We start from the raw sequence: 18492 nt of genomic DNA, 5'->3' as shown, positions 1-18492 counted from the left end.
AGTTTTTGACTTTAAAGCCTTAGTTAATAGTAGTGGGTTGATCCCAATACTAAACTACCTTGAAAACAAACCGAAATAAACCGACAATGAGTGAACGGGCTATCTGGTTGAGGGAAACGTACGCAAAATCTTAATCAATGATGGCTTGGTAGATCAATGCCCGTAATTTTCCGTGATCGTCCAAATCGTTGGCGGGAATCAATTGCGTGAAATACACAACAGTCATCTCTTCCTTCAGGTCTGCCCAATAGGTGGAATGGTATGCACCGCCCCATGCAAACTCACCTTCGGAACCCAATTCGCCTCTTAGGCCCAAATCTTCAACCGTAGAAAAGCCCAATCCAAAACCCGTGCCTTCGCCTAATGGAAATGGGAGATGGTTGGTGGTCATCAATTCTACCGTTTTTGGTGAAATGATGCGCTTGCCATTAAGTTCTCCTTTGTTGAGCATCATTTGTAGGAATTTGGTATAATCCGAAGCTGTGCTCAACAATCCTGCTCCTCCCGAAAAACTTTTTCGGGGACCATCCACATAGGCACCCTGACCCACCATGCCGCCAGGACTGGGAGCGCGCTCCAAACCATTTTCGGTCGCGGAATATACGGTAGCCAAACGTTCTTTTTTATCCAAGGGAAGATAGAAATGGGTATCCTTCATGCCCAGCGGCTCCAAAATGTTCTTTTTAAGATAAACATCCAGTGTCTCACCGGAAACCACTTCAATTAAAGCACCGAGAATATCCGTGTTGTAACCGTAAACAAACTCTTTTCTGGGTTGTGCCTCAAAGGGTAATTCTGCCATCCGGTTTACCGTAGCTTGAATGGGTTCATCCCGATCTGCAAAATACCATCCTTGGATGTTGGCTTCTTCCCATAAATCACTGGCAATCCCATATCCATAGGATACCCCTGAGGTATGGGTCAACAAATCACGAATAGTGATAGGTCGGTGAGCATCGACAATGTCGTAGGAGCCATCTTTCTTGGCTACGGCCACTTTGGTTTTCATAAAGGCCGGCATATATTTTCCAACAGGATCTGTGATCAATAACTTGCCCTCTTCCTGAAGCATCATTACGCCAACACTTACAATGGCCTTGGTTTGGGATGCAATCCTGAAAATGGAGCCTTCGCTCATTGGAATATTACTTTCTATATCGTTCTTCCCAAAAGACTTTAAATAGGCGATTTTGCCTTTTCTAGCTACTAGAATAGTTGCTCCCGGCAATTTTTCTTTATCAATGTAATCCTGAAAGGTTTTTGATAGTCTTTCCAGTCGCTCGGAAGACATACCTACATCTTCCGGGGTAGCTTTGTCCATTTCTTGCGCATTGGTCACGAAAAGGACAAAAAGTGCGAATAAAAATGTTATTTGTCGGTTGGCTTGAAGGTTTTTCATGTGGTTGGTATTGATTTGCTACATGGAACTATTGTAGTTAAAGTTAATCAATATTTACTCTAAAAAAGAGCATCGGAAAAACAGTAAAACTATACTATAAGAAAGTTATTATTCAAACAATCCGTGAATCTCTCCGTCAATACGATTGATGACCTCTCCCAAATCCTCGGGGTTGTCCACAAAATCAAGATTGTCCACATCAAAAATCAGTAGCTTGCCCTTTTGGTAGGTGTTCACCCAAGCCTCATAGCGTTCGTTCAAACGGCTGAGGTAATCAATGGATATCGAGTTTTCATAATCCCGGCCGCGCTTATGGATTTGATTGACCAAATTGGGGATGGAACTGCGCAGATATATCATTAAATCCGGGGGTTGCACCAAGGATTCCATTAGCTCAAAAAGGCCCTTGTAATTTTCGTAGTCCCGGTTCGTCATCAGTCCCATGGCATGGAGGTTAGGGGCGAATATGTGGGCATCTTCATAAATGGTCCTATCTTGGATCACACTTTTTCCACTTTCCCTGATTTTTAGAATTTGACGGTACCTACTGTTCAAAAAATAAATTTGTAGGTTGAAGCTCCATCGTTCCATCTGGGTGTAAAAATCGTCGAGATAGGGATTGTCCACCACATCTTCAAAATGGGCCTCCCACTTGTAATGTTTTGCAAGTAAATTGGTCAACGTAGTTTTGCCGGCCCCGATGTTGCCTGCCACAGCAATATGCATAAGATGTCAGTGTTTATTGTGTTTGTACCAAGGGAATCAAATCGTCGCAATATACAAAGTATATCTGCTTATCGAAAAAAAACTGGTTCAAATGGACGATGTTACAATGCCTTAAAACAAAGTTTTGAAATATCAACCAATTACGTACTTTTGCCTTTCAAAATGAGGAAAGATTTGACTGATTGCAACCTCTTTTCCTGAATGTAGTTCAGGACAAAAAATGCTAAAGCAGTTCTTGCGGGACCCAAATAGGTCCGCGCATCTCTTCCCAAAGGGTCAGGAACTTCTTCGCGGTGCGTCGTCAAATCCATCAATATTAAAATTTAGAAATGGCGTATTTGTTTACATCAGAATCTGTAAGTGAAGGGCATCCGGATAAGATTGCGGATCAGATCAGCGATGCTTTATTGGATAATTTTTTGGCATTTGACCCAGAGAGCAAGGTTGCATGCGAGACCATGGTGACCACGGGGCAGGTTGTATTGGCAGGAGAGGTGAAGAGCCATACTTATGTGGATTTGCAGAGCATAGCCAGAGAGGTCATCAATAAAATTGGCTACACTAAGGGTGAATACAAGTTCAGTGGTGATTCATGCGGGGTGATTTCATTGATTCACGAACAGTCACAGGACATTAATCAGGGTGTTGACCGTGGTTCAAAAGAAGAGCAAGGTGCTGGGGACCAAGGTATGATGTTCGGTTACGCCACAAAAGAGACCGATAATTATATGCCGTTGGCGCTGGATATTTCCCATAAAATCTTGGAAGTTTTGGCCGATTTGAGGAGAGAAGGAAAGCGAATTCCTTACCTACGTCCAGATGCCAAAGCTCAGGTTACCATCGAGTATTCCGATGATAATGTTCCGCAACGGATTGATACCATTGTGGTTTCCACACAGCATGATGAGTTTGATGAGGATGATGTGATGTTGGCCAAGATAAAGGAGGATATCGTGAACATTCTGATTCCAGAGGTGAAAAAATTGATGCCCGAGAGCATTCAAAAATTGTTTACCGATAACATCAAATATCACATCAACCCAACTGGGAAATTTGTGATAGGCGGTCCGCATGGTGATGCAGGTCTTACCGGCAGAAAAATAATTGTGGACACTTATGGTGGAAAAGGAGCACACGGTGGAGGTGCTTTTAGTGGAAAAGATCCTAGTAAGGTAGATCGTAGTGCTGCCTACGCTGCTCGACATATGGCCAAGAACTTGGTCGCTGCGGGTGTTGCCGATGAAATTTTGGTCCAAGTGAGCTATGCCATTGGTGTGGTGGAGCCTACCTCTATTTTTGTGGACACCTATAAATCTTCCAATGTGGATATGACTGATGGCGAGATTGCCAAAAAGGCATCAGAACTTTTTGACATGCGACCTTTTGCCATCGAAGAGCGGCTAAAACTACGAAACCCGATTTATCTGGAAACGGCCGCTTATGGTCATTTGGGGAAACAACCTAGAACTATGACCAAGGTTTTTGAATCACCTTACAATGGTAGAATCGAAAAAGAAGTGGAACTCTTCACTTGGGAAAAACTGGATATGGTGGGCAAGGTGAAGGCCACTTTCGGACTTTAATCCATCAAAAACATAAAGATAAAGGAGCTTCCAAGAGGCTCCTTTTTTTATTGGCATACTACGGCCAACTTTAGTAGCTTTAACACATCAAAAACGAGATAATGAAAAGTTCTTTCAAAATTCTACTGCTTAGTGTTTTAATGTTGACGGTAACCGTCAGTTGTAAAAAATCGACCAAGACGGAGGTCAAAGAGGTCGATACCTACGTGGTGGACAACTACACCAAAAAAGAGGTGGACATTGAAATGCGGGACGGAATTACCCTGCATACGACCATTTATTCGCCCAGGGATACGTCCAAAAAGTACCCTATCATCATGCAGCGGACCCCTTATAGTTCCCAACCCTACGGAGAAGGGAATTTCAGGACCAAAATAGGTCCGAACGAGCATTTGATGAAGGAAGGGAACATTATCGTTTACCAAGATGTTAGGGGAAGATGGCTTAGCGAAGGCCATTACGTGAATATGCGCGCCTACATCCCCAATAAAACCTCCGATGACCAAGTAGATGAAAGTTCGGATACGTACGATACCATTGAATGGTTGGTGAACAATGTGGAGAACAATAACGGCAATGTGGGCATCTGGGGTATTTCGTATCCCGGACATTACGCCACCTATGCCACGGTGGATGCGCATCCAGCCTTAAAAGCAGCTTCTCCCCAAGCCTGTATCGGCGACTTCTTTTTTGATGATTTTCACCATAACGGTGCCTATTTGTTGAGTTATTTTAGGGCTACTTCGCTTTTTGGAACTCCGCGCCCGAATGGCGATGCTCCCATAGATACTGCGTGGTATACCTTACCAAGCTTGCCAACTGAAGACCAATACCAGTTTTTCCTGGATGCCGGGCCACTCAAAAATCTGGATTATTTCTTTGAATATGATACCGCCGATACTCCTACCATGCGTCCAGAAGGGGTGACCGATGATTATTTTTGGAATGAACTCAAAGAACATCCCAATTATGATGAAATGTGGCAGAGCCGCGGCTTGATCCAGCACCTTAAAAATGTAAAGAGCAGCGTCGCCACCATGATCGTTGGGGGGTGGTTCGATGCTGAGGACCTGTACGGACCATTGGAAACCTACAAGAACATTGAAAAATATAACAAAGGCAACTATAACACCATGGTATTCGGTCCTTGGGATCATGGGGGTTGGGCCAGGGACCGAGAAAGAAATGTGGTCGGAAACTACTACTTCGGTGACTCCATTTCGTTGTTTTTCCAGAAAGAAATCGAGACAAAGTTCTTTAACCACTTTCTAAAAGGGGAGGGTAATAAAAATTCTGGATTGCCGGAGGCCTACGTTTTTGATACCGGTAAAAAAGAATGGAAAAAGTACGATACGTGGCCTCCGGAGAATGCTACAAAACAGGCCATGTTCCTTTCGGATGACCAACAACTTACCACTGAGCAAAAAGAGATTACAGGAATTCAATTTATCAGTGATGTGAAAAAGCCAGTCCCTTACTCCGAAGATGTGAAGACCGTTTTCACTCCAAGAAAATACATGACGGACGACCAGCGTTTCGCTGCGCGCCGTTCCGATGTTCTGGTTTTTGAAACCGATGTGATGGAAGAGGATATGACCTTGGCCGGGGATATTTTGGCAAAATTAAAAGTGGCCACTACGGGTACCGCAGCCGACTGGATTGTAAAAGTTATCGATGTGCACCCGGCAGATGCGGAGACCAATGATGAAATGCAGGACCATCTTAAAATGAGCAATTATCATTTAATGGTTCGCAGTGAGGTGCTGCGGGGTCGTTTTAGGAACAGCTTTTCGAATCCCGAACCGTTTACGCCCAACCAGAAGACCGATGTGAATATTAAGCTTCAGGATGTGTTCCATACCATCAAAAAAGGGCACAAATTGCAGATTCAGGTACAGAGCACGTGGTTTCCGCTTATCGATTTGAACCCACAAACCTATGTGGAGAACATCTTTAAGGCGGACGAGTCGGATTTCAAGAGCCAGACCCATACCGTCTTCACCGATTCCAATATTGAGTTTACGGTATTGAAATAATAAAGCAACGAGTTTCGTGGGGCAAGGTCAATTGATGAAAATTTTCCAAAAGATTAGGAAAATCGATGTTTCCATCAGTATATTTGTCCCACGAAGTTCAAACACGTATTGTTAGTTATCAAGAAAGGTGGAGGGAATAGACCCGTTGAAGCCTTAGCAACCCTTGACTCCCGTCATGAAGGTGCTACGTTCTATCCCTTTTGGGAATAGATAACATCACAGGTAGTTTCTGCCCCACTTTCTTATAACCATACTATTTATTAATTGTCGACCCATGGGGTCTATTGTTGTATATATGGATTTAAGGCATTTGGCCATATCGGATTTTAAGACATTGAGCGGCTCCGTTCAAGAAATAAAGTTGTCGTACCAAGTTTTTGGAAGACCCTTGGGCACTTCGCCCATTATTTTGGTGAACCATGCGCTTACAGGAAATTCCAACGTAGCGGGGAAAGATGGATGGTGGTCCGATTTGATAGGCGATGGAAAATGTATCGATACCGAGAAATACACTATCCTTTCCTTTAATATTCCGGGTAATGGATTCGATGGTTTCATTATTGAAAACTACAAGGATTTTGTAGCTGCGGATATTGCCAGAATATTTCTTTGGGGATTGGAGCAATTGGAAATTGATAAGTTGTTCGCCATCATTGGAGGGTCCCTAGGAGGTGGAATTGCCTGGGAAATGACGGCCATTAACCCCAAAATTACTGAACATTTGATTCCGGTGGCATCTGACTGGAAATCCACGGATTGGTTGATTGCCAACTGTCAGATTCAGGAGCAGTTTTTGGTGAATTCCAAACAACCCGTGCACGATGCCCGTATGCACGCCATGTTGTGTTACCGTACACCAGAATCTTTCAAGGAGCGGTTTAAAAGAAGTACCAACGAGGAACTCAAGGTGTTCAATGTGGAATCTTGGTTGATGCATCATGGTAAAAAGCTACAGGAGCGCTTTCAGTTATCAGCGTATAAGTTGATGAACCAACTCCTCAAATCCATCGACATTACGAGAAATGGAGAGGAAGCCTTCAAGGCATTGCAGGAGAGCGATACCAAAATCCATATCATCGGGGTCAATTCCGACCTGTTCTTCACGGCCGAAGAAAATAAGGAAACCTTTAAACGTTTGGCACAGGCCAATACCAATGTCACTTACGGCGAGGTCCAATCTGTACATGGCCACGATGCTTTTTTGATGGAGTTTGAACAATTGGAAAAATTGTTGGAGACCGTTTTTCAAAAGAATACCGAACGTATCAAAATATTGAAGTTTGGAGGAAAGTCTCTAGCAAACGGTGAAGGCATTGAGCGCGTTTTGGATATCATCCGAAAAAGGCATGAGGAAGAAGAGCACTTCGCCGTGGTGGTCTCTGCTCGAGGAAAGGCAACCGACCAACTCGAAAATCTTTTGGAGAAGGCGGCCAAAGGTGCGGACTTTAAAATTGATTTGGCAAAGTTTGCCGAATACCAAAAAAATAATTTCGACGGCGTAGACATTGCAGAAGAATTGTCCGCCATTGAAAAAATATTGAGCGGGGTTTCCTTAACGGGAGATTACAGCTTAAAGACCAAGGATGAGGTGTTGTCCTATGGGGAACTGTTGTCTGCAAAATATGTGACAGCTTCCTTAAACGCATCTTGCCTACGGGCAAAGCTTTTGGATTCCAGAAAGTTGATCGCCACGGACGATAATTTTAGCAATGCGGAAGTAGATCAAAGTACGTCCAAAGAAAATGTTATCCGTCAGTTTCACGAATTGGACAAGGGTGTAATACCTATCGTGACCGGTTTCATAGGTTCCAATCGAGATGGTTCCACAACAACTTTGGGAAGAAACGGAAGTAACTATTCCGCAGCCTTGCTGGCCAACTTTTTGGACGCTGGCGAGTTGGTGAACTATACCCATGTGGATGGTATTTTTACCGCCAATCCGGATTTGGTTAAGGATGCCCGATTGATTGATGTAATATCCTATGGAGAAGCCAACGAGTTGGCAAATTTCGGGGCAAATATTTTGCATGCGAAGACCATTATTCCGTTGATCGAGAAAAATATTCCGTTGCGTATCTGCAATACCTTCAACGATGATAATAAGGGCACATTGATCGGCCCAAAAACCGACAATGGCGGAATAAAATCGCTTTCGGTGCTGGACAACATGGCCCTTATCAATTTGGAGGGTAGGGGATTGCTCGGTAAAGTTGGTGTCGATATGCGGATTTTTAGGGCGTTGGGCCAGAATGGTATCAGTGTGGGTATTGTTTCCCAAGGATCGTCCGAACGCGGCATAGGCTTGGTAGTGGATGCATCCAAGGCGGACAAAGCTAAAAAAGTGTTGGACCAAGAATTTGAAACGGATTATTCCTCACAGGACATCAACCAGATATCGGTGGTGAAGGATGTTTCGGTAATTTCTATAGTTGGGATGGATTTGAGCAGCTTCCATAAACCCTTCAACGCATTGGCCAAAAATCAGATTATACCATTGTTGTTCAACAACACCGTTACCGGTAAGAACGTGAGCATGGTGGTGAAGAAATCAGATTTGAACAAGGCCATCAATGTGATTCATGGACAGATTTTTGGAATAGCCAAGAAGATAAATCTGGCCTTGTTTGGTCACGGAACAGTTGGAGGAACCTTGATCAGTCAAATTCTGGATTCAAAAACCAGTATTGAGGACCGAAAGAGCATCGATTTAAAAGTGTTTGCCGTGGCAAATTCCAAAAAAGTGCTTTTGGATGCTTCGGGAGTGGGGTCGGATTGGAAAGAACGATTGGAAAAGGAAGGACGGCCCTACCAAATTGAGGATATTACCGCATTTGCCAAGAAACACCATCTTGAAAACTTGATTGCTGTGGACAATACGGCGAGCAAAACATTTGTGGAGCAGTACGAGCCTTTGATCGGGCACGGTTTTGATTTGGTTTCATCGAACAAAATTGCCAACACACTGAGTTTTGAGAAGTACAAATCCATTCGGAAATGTTTGGACAAGAACCAGAAACAATATCTCTACGAAACCAATGTGGGCGCTGGTCTTCCACTTATCGATACCATAAAATTATTGCATCTCTCCGGAGAAAATATTACCCGAATCAAAGGAGTGTTCTCAGGATCGTTGAGTTATATTTTCAATACCTTTTCAGAGAAAGATGTTTCTTTTTCAGAAATTGTAAAGGAGGCCATGGAAAGTGGCTTTACCGAGCCGGATCCAAGGGAGGATTTATCCGGTAATGATGTGGGACGAAAATTGTTGATTTTGGCAAGAGAACTAGATCTTCAGAATGAGTTTTCTGATATCAACGTACAAAATCTGATTCCGGAAGAACTTCAGACTTTGGATTTTGAAAGGTTCATGGAGCGTATCGGGGAGATGGACAAAATGTATAAGGAAATCAAAGGGAACCAGGAGCCAGGTCATGTGCTACGCTATGTTGGCGACCTGTATGGGGATTTGCAACAGGACAAGGGGGTTTTAGAAGTGAAATTGATCTCTGTGCCCAAGGAAAGTGCTTTGGGGCAGGTAAAAGGCTCCGATTCCATCATTGAAATTTATACAGAATCCTACGGAGAGCATCCTTTGGTAATTCAAGGAGCTGGTGCAGGAGCCGCTGTAACGGCAAGAGGAGTATTTGGTGACATTTTAAGAATAGCAGAAAAGATATGAGCAAGCAAGGCAAAAAATTCGAGACACAGGCAATAAGGACGCAAATGGAGCGCAGTCAAAATTTGGAGCATTCCAGCCCAATTTATATGACCTCCAGCTTTGTTTTTGAGGATGCAGAGGACATGCGTGCCTCCTTTGCAGAGGAAAAGCAACGGAATATTTATTCCAGATATTCCAATCCCAATTCCAACGAGCTCATTGAAAAGGTGTGCTTGATGGAAGGTGCGGAGAACGGGTTTGCATACGCTTCTGGTATGGCTGCCGTATTTTCAACGTTGGCAGCATTGTTGGATGCTGGTGACCACGTGATATCCTCCAAAAGTATCTTTGGCTCAACCCATACGTTGTTCACTCAGTTTTTTCCGAAATGGAATATTGAAACCAGTTATTTTGATGCCAATGATCTGTCCCAAATTGAAGGGTTGATACAGCCCAACTCCAAAATTCTCTATGCTGAAACGCCGACCAACCCAGGTGTGGATGTATTGGACTTGGAGGTGCTGGCGAACATCGCCAAAAAGCACAACCTTATTTTTATTGTAGATAACTGTTTTGCGACACCTTATCTGCAACAGCCCATAAAATATGGGGCCGATCTGGTCATTCATTCTGGAACCAAATTGATGGACGGTCAAGGACGTGTTCTGGCTGGAATCACGGTCGGTAGCGGTGAATTAATGGACAAAGTGTACCGATTTTCACGAATAACAGGACCTGCCTTGTCGCCTTTCAATGCATGGGTGCTTTCCCGAAGTTTGGAAACGTTGGCCATCCGTGTGGACAGACATTGCGAGAACGCTTTGAAGTTGGCAACCTATCTGGAAGGTCATGATAAAATAGAGTGGGTAAAGTATCCATTTTTGAAATCACACCCTAAGCACGAAATAGCCAAAAAGCAGATGAAAGCAGGTGGTTGTGTTGTTGCTTTTGAGGTGAAAGGTGGTCTGGAAGCGGGTCGGGAATTTTTTGATAGCATCCATTTATTATCCTTGTCGGCAAACTTGGGAGATGCAAGGAGCATTGTTACGCATCCTGCATCCACTACACATAGCAAATTGACCACGGAGGAACGCAACGCCGTGGGCATCTCGGACGGAATGGTCAGGGTTTCGGTCGGTCTCGAACATATAGATGATATTATCGCCGATATCGAGCAGGCCTTGGGGTAATCTTTCCGCAACCTGTCGGTTAGGCGGGTTGCTAAATTTCCCTATCTTCGTGTGATGCTCTCCAAGAAGACAAAATACGGACTTAAGGCACTTACCTACCTTGCCAAGGTAGAGGGTAGGCAGCCGGTACAGATTGCGGAAATCGCCAAGTGTGAAAATATCTCCCAAAAGTTTTTGGAAAGCATATTACTTACACTTCGCCGTAATGGGCTGTTAGGGTCAAAAAAGGGAAAAGGAGGGGGCTATTATCTTATTAAGGAACCTCACGAGGTGCAAATGACTACTGTTATGCGGGTATTGGAAGGCCCTATTGCCATGGTGCCCTGTGTAAGTTTGAATTTTTACGAGAAATGTGAGGATTGTCCCGACGAAGGAGAGTGCTCCGTTCATAAACTAATGCTTCAGGTAAGGGACAGCGCACTCGATGTCTACCGAAACAATACGCTGGCAGATTTGCTTTAAATCAATGCTTCACGGTAAATTCTAGCTTAAAAATTCTCAAAATTTCCTATTGATTATCGATAATCTACTAAAACTATAGGGTAAAAGTAAATTTATGATTCATTTTGCTTTTTCTTCGGGAAAATAATTTTATTTTTGAAATTCCTACCAATTCGGTAGGGTAATAAAAGTTTAAAAATGATTACCGATCAGTTGATAATAAAAAACGAAAAACAGCAAAGCACGTATACCAAGGATAGTGCTTCGGAGAGTCCAAAGAGAAGTATTGTAAAATCCATAAGCTGGAGAATCGTAGGTACTATGGACACGATATTGATTTCTTGGATTGTTACGGGAACATTGAGTTTGGCATTTTCGATTGGATTGGTGGAGCTGGTCACCAAAATGGTGCTTTATTTTTTTCACGAAAGAATTTGGAACTCCATTAAATGGGGAAAATAAATTTATAGGCAATGGCATTGACACAAGAAGAAATACAGAAGTTGAACCTTCAGTTTAAGGGCATTTCTCCCGAAGAAATTATCTCATGGGCCGTTAAACACGGAAACAACCCTGTGGTCACTACCAATTTTAGGCCATATGAGGTGGCAATTTTGCACGCGGTGACCGAAGTGGATAAAAACATTCCCGTGATTTGGTGCGATACGGGGTACAATACGCCCCAAACCTATAAACATGCAGAAGAGTTGATTTCCAGATTGGAACTCAACGTCAAATTATATGTTCCCAAACAAACGAGTTCCCATCGTGATGCTGTTATGGGCATTCCACAGATTGATGATCCCCGGCACAAAGAGTTTACCGAGCAGGTAAAGCTGGAGCCGTTCCATCGCGCTATGGAAGAGCACAAGCCAGATGTTTGGTTCACTAATCTGCGCAAAGGACAAACTGCCCACAGGGACTCATTGGATGTTTTGAGTATGAGTAAAGATGGGGTCTTAAAAGTAAGTCCTTTCTATCATTGGAGCGATACCCAATTGGATGCTTATTTGAAAGAACGCAAATTGCCGAACGAGCATAAATATTTTGATCCAACAAAGGTTTTGGAGAACCGCGAATGCGGTTTGCACACATAAGAAGAATGAATTGTCGCCAATTACGGTGATTGAACAAAAATGATATAGCCTTGAGCACACTTGCAGAAGAAATTAAAAAGCCGGAGAATTTGAACGGGGTCGAAAGACCGTCCGCAAATGCTTTGGAACACGAAGCCATTTACATTATCCGCGAAGTGGCGGCACAGTTTGAGAAACCTGTACTGCTTTTTTCCGGAGGAAAAGATTCAATAACCTTGGTACGCTTGGCGCAAAAGGCATTCTGGCCGGCCAAAATCCCATTTCCATTGATGCATATCGATACTGGGCACAACTTTCCCGAAACTATTGAGTTTAGGGACAAATTGGTAGAAGAACTTGGTGTTGAATTGATAGTCCGTAATGTTCAGGATTCCATTGATGAAGGAAAAGTAGTGGAAGAAACGGGTAAGTACGCCAGTAGAAATATGTTGCAGACGACCACCCTTCTAGATGCCATTGAAGAATTTAAGTTCGATGCATGTATCGGTGGAGCAAGACGAGATGAAGAAAAAGCAAGAGCCAAGGAGCGTATCTTTTCTGTGCGTGACGATTTTGGCCAGTGGGACGAAAAAAACCAAAGACCAGAGCTGTTCGATATGTTGAACGGAGAGATAGAAATAGGTCAGAACGTAAGAGTGTTCCCAATCAGTAACTGGACGGAGCTCGACGTGTGGAGCTATATTCAAAAGGAAAGTATTGAAATTCCATCCATCTATTTTGCGCACAAAAGAAATACCTTCCTTAGGGATGGGTTGATATGGTCCGCAGAAGACGATGTGGTCTTTAGGGCAGATGATGAACAGGTAGAAGAGCGAATGGTACGCTTTAGAACCGTTGGGGATATGAGCTGTACCGCAGCTGTTGAGTCGCATGCCGATACGATTGATAAAGTTGTATCCGAAATCAGGGATTCCAGAATCTCGGAAAGGGGCGCCCGTATCGATGATAAACGTTCGGAAGCGGCAATGGAAAAACGTAAACAGCAAGGATACTTTTAACAGGAAGAAAGACAAATGGAAGTTTTAAAAATAGCAACAGCAGGAAGTGTAGATGACGGTAAAAGTACCTTGATCGGAAGATTGCTTTACGATACAAAATCTATGACCGACGATAAATTGGAGGCCATTGAAAGAACAAGTAAGCAGAAAGGATACGATTATCTCGATTTTTCATTGGCGACAGATGGTTTGGTGGCAGAAAGGGAGCAGGGCATCACTATAGATGTGGCCCACATTTACTTCTCTACACCATCCAAAAGTTACATCATAGCCGATACCCCGGGTCACGTGGAATACACTCGAAACATGGTTACGGGAGCCTCGACCTCCCAAGCATCCATCATTTTGATAGATGCACGAAAAGGAGTGATCGAGCAAACACACCGTCACTTTTTTATCAATAACCTTTTGCGGGTGAAGGATGTTATTGTGGCCATCAATAAAATGGATTTGGTAGATTTCTCCGAAGAAACCTATAATAATATCAAGGCCGATTTCGAGGAATTGATGAAAAAAAGAGATTATCAGGACCAAAACATAACTTTTATTCCCGTAAGTGCGCTTAAGGGCGATAACGTGGTGAATCCATCAGAAAACACACCTTGGTACAAAGGCCAAACGCTTTTGGAGCATTTGGAGGAATTGGACCAAAAGGATATCTACAATACAGGTACCCCACGTTTCCCAGTTCAGTATGTGATTCGACCAAAAACGGAGGATTTTCACGATTTCCGTGGATTTGCTGGAAAGGTATACGGAGGCGAACTAAATGTTGGGGACGAAGTGGTGGTGTTACCATCGATGACACGTTCCAAGATCAAGGACATTTATTTTTACAATAAACAATACAAGACGGCTCCCAGAAGGTCTTCGGTTACCATAACCTTGGAAGATGAGGTAAACGTAAGCAGGGGAGATATGTTGGTGAAAGTGGGTGATTTGCCAACGATTGACAAGCAACTCACTGCAACCATCTCTTGGATGGACAGTGACAATTTTACCCCGGGAGGAAAGTATTTGCTTCAGCATGGAGTCAACAAGGTCTTGGCCAAGGTCGATGCCATTGAACATAAAATACATCCTGATTATTCTGGAATCGAGGAGAACGTTACCTCGCTTCAGATGAACGATATTGCCAAAGTACGCCTAAGGTTGAACAAGCCTATTTTTTATGATAGGTTCAAAGACCACCGTACAAACGGTTCCTTTATAATAATCGATAGCCGTACCAATACAACGGCAGGCGTCGGATTTATAGAATAAAGACGTGCACTTAGGTGCTGGAACAGGGAGTTTATTTGATTTAACTCTATAAAATAGATAGGAAAACTAGATTATGCAAAGCTTTAGAACAGAGATAGAAAACCCAGTTGTAGAAAAGGATATCATTGAATTGGAGAAAAAAATTCGCCAGTTCAAAGGTGGGGAAGTGGATGAGGAAAAATTCCGTAGCCTACGTTTGGCACGAGGAGTTTATGGACAGCGTCAACCGGGGGTGCAAATGATTCGGATAAAATTGCCTTACGGTAAGGTAACCTCCAATCAGTTGCTTCGGATAGCAGATGTATCCGATGAGTATTCTCGCGGGCGCTTGCATATCACCACACGTCAGGATATCCAGATTCACTATGTGGATTTGGAGCGTACCCCTGAACTTTGGGCACAATTGGAGAAAGACCAAGTTACCCTTCGCGAAGCTTGTGGAAATACCGTTCGTAACGTAACAGCTAGCGAAACTGCAGGAATCGATGTGGACGAGCCCTTTGATGTTTCTCCATACGCTCAAGCGGTTTTCGAATACTTTTTAAGAAACCCGATAGGTCAGGAAATGGGAAGAAAATTCAAAGTTTCCTTCTCTGCAAGTGATGCGGATACGGGCCTGTCTTATATGCACGATCTTGGTTTTATCGCCAAAGAAAAGGATGGTGAGCGTGGATTTAAAGTGATGTTGGCCGGAGGCCTAGGTTCGCAACCACGCCATGCCGATGAATTGTACAGCTTTTTGTCTACGGACAAAATTATTCCATTGATGGAAGGTGTTATCCGTGTATTCGATAGATATGGAGAGCGTAAGAGTAGGGCAAAGGCGCGCATGAAGTTTTTGTTGAAAGATTTGGGATTGGATGGTTTCAAAGAATTATTGGAAGAAGAACAAACAGCTATTCCAAACAAAACCTATCCTATTCATATAGATGACTATCCGAAGGTAAAGGTTGCCGAGGTCGAAGCTCTCGAAGTTTCCATCGAAGACCAAAATGCTTTCGAGGAATGGAAATCGACCAACTTGGTCCCTCAAAAGCAAGAAGGATACGTTGCGATTGGAATCAAAGTGCTGTTGGGTGATTTTTATACCGATAAGGCTCGTTTATTGGCCAAATTGGTTCAGGATTACGCAGCAGGCGAAATCCGTTTGTCGTTGAGACAAAATATCTTGGTTCCCTATGTAAAAGAAGAGTTGGTTCCTTTCTTTTATCAAGAGTTGAAAAAACTTGGCTTTGCGGAAGCTGGATACAACAAGGCATTGGATATCACCGCATGTCCTGGAACAGATACCTGTAACCTAGGAATTGCCAGTAGTACCGGAATTGCCGATGAGTTGGAACGAGTCATTAAAGCGGAATATCCACAATACATCAAAAACCCTGATGTGGTCATCAAGATCAGCGGTTGTATGAACGCCTGCGGTCAGCATAACATGGCCCATATCGGATTCCAAGGAATGTCCGTCAGAACCAAGGATAAATTGGTGGCTCCAGCGCTTCAGGTTTTGTTGGGAGGAGGAAACTTTGGAGATGGTAAAGCAAGATTTGCGGATAAAGTGGCCAAGATTCCAAGTAAACGAGGACCACAAGCGTTACGTTTAATCTTAGATGATTTTGAAGCCAACGGAAATGGAGCATCATTTACGGATTACTACGAGGAAAAAGGACAGATTTATTTCTACGATTTCTTGAAGCCTTTGACCGATGTGGACAACCTTACCCAAGAAGATTTTATCGATTGGGGGAACGAAGAAAAGTATAAAAAAGAGATTGGCGTCGGCGAATGTGCCGGTGTTATCGTGGATTTAGTTGCAACCCTCTTCCTTGAAAGCGAAGAGAAAATCGAAAATGCTGAGGAAGCTCTCACAGAAGGTAAATGGGCAGCAAGTATCTACTATTCCTACCAATCCATTGTGAACTCTGCCAAAGCATTGTTGACAGCGGAAAAAGTTAAGACGAATACCCATGCAAGCATCATCAAGGATTTTGATGAACTGTATGTGGCAACCGATAAAGTGGCCTTTGAGGGCGGGTTCGAAAAAGTGGCCCTTCAGTTGAACAAGAACGAACCATCAGAAGCTTTTGCAAAAAGCTATCTGGAAGATGCCAAAATTGTTTTGAGCAAGTTGGAAACGTTCAGAAAAATGGAGTTGGAACATGCATAGAGGAAAATTGACTGTTGTGGGCGCTGGCCCGGGCGATGTAGATTTAATCACGCTTAAAGGTATAAAGGCCTTGCAAAGTGCCGATGTTGTTTTGTATGATGCCTTAGTGTCGCCAGAGCTATTGGATTATGCCCCGGAAGCTGAGAAAGTATTTGTGGGAAAAAGGAAGGGGTGTTATTCCTACCAACAGGAGCAAATCAACGATTTGATTGTTGAACGTGCTGGTCAAGGATTACATGTAGTACGGTTAAAAGGCGGAGACCCATTTGTATTTGGCAGAGGGGCCGAAGAAATGGAACATGCGGCAAAATTTGGTCTTGAAGTTGCAGTGGTGCCAGGGATTTCATCCTCGGTATCAGTACCTGCATCGCAACATATTCCCGTGACCAAAAGGGGGGCAGCCGAAAGCTTTTGGGTGATAACAGGGACCACCAAAGAGCACAAATTATCCAATGATGTGGCTCTGGCTGCTAAATCCAATGCAACTGTCATCATTCTCATGGGAATGTCCAAATTGGGTGAGATAATGGAACTGTTTAAAAGAGAAGAAAAAGAAAATACCCCAGTGGCCATCATTCAAAACGGTACCACTGAAAACGAGAAGATTGGAATTGGCACTGTTGCTTCCATTGAGCACAAGGCAAAGGAGCAGCAGCTGTCAAATCCAGCAATCATTGTAATTGGCGAGGTAGTAAATCATCGTCAACGGGTGTTGGATATTCAAAAGGAATATCAGTTTCAGGGAGAAAAATTGCAAGAAAAAGTTTAAAATCAGTCAGGTCCCGCAAGTTGGGACCAAATAAATGTAGAATTATGATCAAAACAGATATCATTATAATCGGAGCAGGGCCAACAGGTTTGTTCACCGTTTTTGAAGCGGGATTGCTCAAATTAAAATGTCATTTAATAGATGCCTTGGCGCAACCGGGAGGGCAATGTTCGGAGATTTATCCAAAGAAGCCCATTTACGATATTCCGGCCTATCCAGAAATTTTGGCTGGAACGTTGGTGGATAATCTAATGGAGCAAATCAAACCGTTTGAACCTGGTTTTACCTTGGGCGAACGTGCGGAAACTTTGGACAAGCAAGAAGATGGTTCCTATATTGTTACTACCAACAAAGGAACCCAGCACCATGCCCCAGTGGTAGTGATTGCAGGTGGTCTTGGTTCTTTTGAGCCTAGAAAGCCCGTTATTCCAAACATCGAGCTGTTCGAAAGCAAAGGTGTGGAATATATGGTGAAAGATCCTGAGCAGTTCCGTGATAAGAAGGTCGTGATCTCCGGTGGAGGTGATTCTGCATTGGACTGGGCTATTTTCTTGGCCGATGTAGCTTCCGAAGTATCCTTGGTACACCGTAGAAACGAGTTTAGGGGTGCTTTGGACTCTGTGGAAAAAGCAAGGGAACTGGCCAAACTGGGCAAAATTAGATTGTTCACTAAGGCTGAGGTTACCGAAATCCATGGTCAGGAAGATTTGCATGCAGTCGTGATCAAGTATAACGATGAGGAAAAAGAATCAACTTATGTGGAGACCGATTTCTTTATTCCATTATTCGGATTGTCTCCAAAATTAGGACCCATTGGCGATTGGGGCTTGGAAATCGAGAAAAATGCCATCAAAGTGAACAACGCGATGGATTACCAGACCAACCTTCCGGGAGTGTTTGCCATTGGTGATGTAAATACCTATCCAGGAAAGTTGAAATTGATTCTTTCAGGATTCCACGAGGCGGCGGTAATGTGCCAATATGCATATCAAATCATTAATCCGGACAAACGTTTTGTGATGAAGTATACCACCGTTGGAGGTGTACAAGGATTTGATGGTTCCAAAAAAGAAGCTAAAAAAGAAGTGGTGCAGAGCATCGATTAACAATAATAGTTTTTAGAAGAGAAGACATCTTTCAAGAGCAATTTTGAGAGGTGTTTTTGTTT

The 18492-nt window shown here is 43.4% G+C and carries 14 protein-coding genes and 1 riboswitch; of the genes, 12 read left to right on the top strand and 2 right to left on the bottom strand.

From position 1 onward, the window contains the following. Nucleotides 1–130 precede the first annotated feature (130 nt). A complete protein-coding gene (locus DCK90_RS03610) occupies nucleotides 131–1399 on the bottom strand; it encodes a serine hydrolase domain-containing protein (protein ID WP_108244822.1) in 1269 nt (422 codons plus the stop codon). 108 nt (nucleotides 1400–1507) lie between these two features. Continuing rightward, nucleotides 1508–2125 carry a deoxynucleoside kinase gene (locus DCK90_RS03605; protein WP_108244821.1) on the bottom strand — a complete coding sequence of 206 codons (618 nt, stop codon included), beginning with the start codon at nucleotides 2123–2125 and terminating at the stop codon, nucleotides 1508–1510. 329 nt (nucleotides 2126–2454) lie between these two features. Between DCK90_RS03605 and metK the strand changes: the two genes are divergently transcribed. The 12 genes from metK (at nucleotide 2455) to DCK90_RS03545 (ending at nucleotide 18430) form a co-directional block, all read left to right on the top strand. Next, complete coding sequence (metK, locus tag DCK90_RS03600) at nucleotides 2455–3708, top strand: methionine adenosyltransferase (protein WP_108244820.1); 1254 nt, start codon at nucleotides 2455–2457, stop codon at nucleotides 3706–3708. 101 nt (nucleotides 3709–3809) lie between these two features. Continuing rightward, the gene (locus DCK90_RS03595) at nucleotides 3810–5744 is read left to right on the top strand and encodes a CocE/NonD family hydrolase (RefSeq protein WP_108244819.1); all 1935 of its coding nucleotides are present in this window, start codon (nucleotides 3810–3812) and stop codon (nucleotides 5742–5744) included. Between the two features lie 112 nt (nucleotides 5745–5856). Continuing rightward, nucleotides 5857–5961: riboswitch (SAM riboswitch) on the top strand. Between the two features lie 57 nt (nucleotides 5962–6018). Then, nucleotides 6019–9423, top strand: a complete 3405-nt coding sequence (gene thrA / locus DCK90_RS03590) for a bifunctional aspartate kinase/homoserine dehydrogenase I (protein ID WP_234414611.1) — start codon at nucleotides 6019–6021, stop codon at nucleotides 9421–9423. Then, a complete protein-coding gene (locus tag DCK90_RS03585; protein WP_108244817.1) occupies nucleotides 9420–10592 on the top strand; it encodes a trans-sulfuration enzyme family protein in 1173 nt (390 codons plus the stop codon). Before thrA ends, DCK90_RS03585 begins: the two co-directional genes overlap by 4 nt. Nucleotides 10593–10646: 54 nt before the next feature. Continuing rightward, a complete protein-coding gene (locus tag DCK90_RS03580; protein ID WP_108244816.1) occupies nucleotides 10647–11054 on the top strand; it encodes an RrF2 family transcriptional regulator in 408 nt (135 codons plus the stop codon). A gap of 177 nt (nucleotides 11055–11231) precedes the next feature. Further along, on the top strand, nucleotides 11232–11495 hold the full coding sequence (locus DCK90_RS03575) for a DUF2061 domain-containing protein (protein ID WP_108244815.1): 264 nt from the start codon (nucleotides 11232–11234) through the stop codon (nucleotides 11493–11495). Nucleotides 11496–11506: 11 nt separating this feature from the next. After that, nucleotides 11507–12130 (top strand): phosphoadenosine phosphosulfate reductase domain-containing protein, encoded by a 624-nt coding sequence (locus tag DCK90_RS03570; protein ID WP_108244814.1) that lies wholly within the window; start codon nucleotides 11507–11509, stop codon nucleotides 12128–12130. Nucleotides 12131–12219: 89 nt separating this feature from the next. Next, nucleotides 12220–13128, top strand: a complete 909-nt coding sequence (gene cysD / locus DCK90_RS03565) for a sulfate adenylyltransferase subunit CysD (protein WP_108244887.1) — start codon at nucleotides 12220–12222, stop codon at nucleotides 13126–13128. A 15-nt stretch (nucleotides 13129–13143) separates the two neighbouring features. Beyond that, nucleotides 13144–14391: a sulfate adenylyltransferase subunit 1 gene (locus tag DCK90_RS03560; protein ID WP_108244813.1), complete on the top strand. Its 1248-nt coding sequence runs from the start codon at nucleotides 13144–13146 to the stop codon at nucleotides 14389–14391. Between the two features lie 73 nt (nucleotides 14392–14464). After that, nucleotides 14465–16555 (top strand): HEPN domain-containing protein, encoded by a 2091-nt coding sequence (locus DCK90_RS03555; protein WP_108244812.1) that lies wholly within the window; start codon nucleotides 14465–14467, stop codon nucleotides 16553–16555. After that, nucleotides 16548–17324, top strand: coding sequence for a uroporphyrinogen-III C-methyltransferase (cobA, locus tag DCK90_RS03550; protein ID WP_108244811.1), 777 nt, complete (start codon nucleotides 16548–16550; stop codon nucleotides 17322–17324). The genes DCK90_RS03555 and cobA overlap by 8 nt, the downstream gene beginning before the upstream one ends. 44 nt (nucleotides 17325–17368) lie before the next feature. Beyond that, complete coding sequence (locus DCK90_RS03545) at nucleotides 17369–18430, top strand: NAD(P)/FAD-dependent oxidoreductase (protein WP_108244810.1); 1062 nt, start codon at nucleotides 17369–17371, stop codon at nucleotides 18428–18430. The last annotated feature ends 62 nt before the right edge of the window (nucleotides 18431–18492 follow it).

Origin of the sequence: Muricauda brasiliensis, from assembly GCF_003057865.1 — a bacterium.
GTDB lineage: Bacteria > Bacteroidota > Bacteroidia > Flavobacteriales > Flavobacteriaceae > Flagellimonas > Flagellimonas chongwuensis.
This window is presented reverse-complemented; position numbering and strand designations above follow the sequence as displayed.